4 protein-coding genes are annotated in these 1,684 nt (G+C 67.5%); 1 reads left to right on the top strand and 3 read right to left on the bottom strand.

The features are described from left to right. Positions 1 to 842: hypothetical protein (locus tag KA184_22625; protein ID MBP8132383.1), on the top strand; the 842-nt coding region annotated here is incomplete at its 5' end. Between the two features lie 118 nt (positions 843 to 960). Here KA184_22625 and KA184_22620 read toward each other — a convergent pair. From KA184_22620 to KA184_22610, 3 genes are all read right to left on the bottom strand, one after another. After that, positions 961 to 1,116 (bottom strand): hypothetical protein, encoded by a 156-nt coding sequence (locus KA184_22620; GenBank protein ID MBP8132382.1) that lies wholly within the window; start codon positions 1,114 to 1,116, stop codon positions 961 to 963. Positions 1,117 to 1,120: 4 nt separating this feature from the next. Further along, positions 1,121 to 1,276 carry a hypothetical protein gene (locus tag KA184_22615; protein MBP8132381.1) on the bottom strand — a complete coding sequence of 52 codons (156 nt, stop codon included), beginning with the start codon at positions 1,274 to 1,276 and terminating at the stop codon, positions 1,121 to 1,123. A 20-nt stretch (positions 1,277 to 1,296) separates the two neighbouring features. Further along, positions 1,297 to 1,684: porin (locus tag KA184_22610; GenBank protein ID MBP8132380.1), on the bottom strand; the 388-nt coding region annotated here is incomplete at its 5' end.

Here is a 1,684-nt window from a genome sequence, read left to right as displayed (position 1 = left end):
TGACAGGCTCGTATACCTTGACCTATACCGTAAGCGACGCCGCTGGCAACGCCGCATCGCCGGTATCCCGGTCGATCATCGTTGTGGAACCTCAGGCCGACGGCGGCGGCGGTGGCGGCACGGTGACGCCGGGCGGCGGCGGCAGACGGCCCCGGCGCGGCGGCGGCTATTATGGCCGCGGCTATGGATACTACGCGGACAACTACGACCCCACGCAGCAACCCGACAAGCAGGGCCAGGACCAGGGCCTCACACCGGAGCAGCAGACCCTGGACCGGGAGAAACCCCCGGCTCAGGGGCCGGTCACGGGTTCTTCTGCCATGCCGGGGACTTCCAGCGGACCGTTGACGGTGGCGTTGGACCCGAACGCAGCACCGCAAACGCCCGGCACACCCGGCACGGGCGGCCTCTGGCCACTTCCGGCCGCGCCGGACGGCAATGCCCCCAATCAGGCCGGCCCCGACGCCCCGGCGCCAGAAACAGCCGGGGCCGAGGCCCAAGCCACCCCTGCCGAGGCCCTCGCGCCGGAGCAGAAGACGCGCGCGCGCGCAAGTGCGCCTCCGGACGCCGCGCTGGCGGCCCGGTCCGCGGCGCCCGCCGCTGCGCCCGCCGCAGATGCGGCACCGCCCGAGACCGCCCCGGCGGCGGCCAAAGCACCCAAACCTGGCTTTTTCGCAGGAATCGCCGCGGCGGTCTCGGCCATGCAGACGGCTGACTGGGTCCGCATGGGCGTGGTTGGCGCCGTGCTGGCCGTGATCGCGGTCTTTGCGGCTTTCGCCTGGCGCTTTGCCTACAGCCCCGCGCCACAACGCAAAAACGGGAACGGGAACGGCAAGAACTAGAACACGTCGCCTCCGCCGTGCCGCCGTGGCATGGGCATCATCCGCTCGAAAGCGGGAACCATGTTTTCAGACCACTCTCACTGACCCGCACGGGCGGGACGCCCGTGTCACGGAGATGCTATTCCTGGGGCGCGAAGAGGCCTTTGATGACGCCGAGGAAGGAATCAACGAAGGACGCGAGGGTGGCAAGCTCCATGATTTTCTGAGTGAGGCTGATCTGGTAGTACAGGGCAGGCAAGGGCCTGCCCCGGCTGATGCGCGACAGGTGCTTCATGGACTCAGGGCTCCTGCGGTTTCAGGCCCGAAATGAGACTCAGGAACGCGGCGACCTGCGACAGGTTACGCTGGAGCATGTCGCTCAGCGCCTGTTTCTCGAGCAGGGTCATCGCCGGGGTCGGCGCCCTGCTCTTGGAAATGGACCGGATATGCTGCATGGGTGTCCTCCGGAACAGGCTCAGAAATCCGCCTGGAACCGCGCTTCAATGATGTCGATGCCGCCGCCGTAGGCGTATTGACTGATGTCGCTCTGCACGTAATTCAACATGAGCCGCGTGTTCGCGGTCAGGTACCAGTTCAACCCGAACGTCAGGCTGCGCCCGCGCCCGCCGATGACGCCGCTGCGGAAGTCAAAGTCGTTCAAATCGAGTTCGTCGTAGCGGACGGCCACTTCCCACGCGCCCCAGCCGCCGCCGTGCAACTGGAACGGCTTCTCCGGCACGACGCGCTCGAATACGCCGAGGGTCCGGTCGTAGGGCCGGTGCTCGCCCGTCAGGAAATAGCTCGCCTGCGCGTAGTAGCCGTCGAAATGGCGGTCCGCGAGCCGAAACCGGTCGTCTAGCCCC

This window comes from Candidatus Hydrogenedentota bacterium (assembly GCA_018005585.1).
Lineage (GTDB): Bacteria > Hydrogenedentota > Hydrogenedentia > Hydrogenedentales > JAGMZX01 > JAGMZX01.
The sequence above is the reverse complement of the archived record's forward strand: the minus strand, read 5'-3'. Positions and strand labels throughout refer to the sequence as shown.

Bases quoted from the DNA above. Each gene is read 5' to 3' on its own strand.
- KA184_22620 (MBP8132382.1), bottom strand. From the start codon at position 1,116: ATGAAGCACCTGTCGCGCATCAGCCGGGGCAGGCCCTTGCCTGCCCTG.
- KA184_22615 (MBP8132381.1), bottom strand. From the start codon at position 1,276: ATGCAGCATATCCGGTCCATTTCCAAGAGCAGGGCGCCGACCCCGGCG.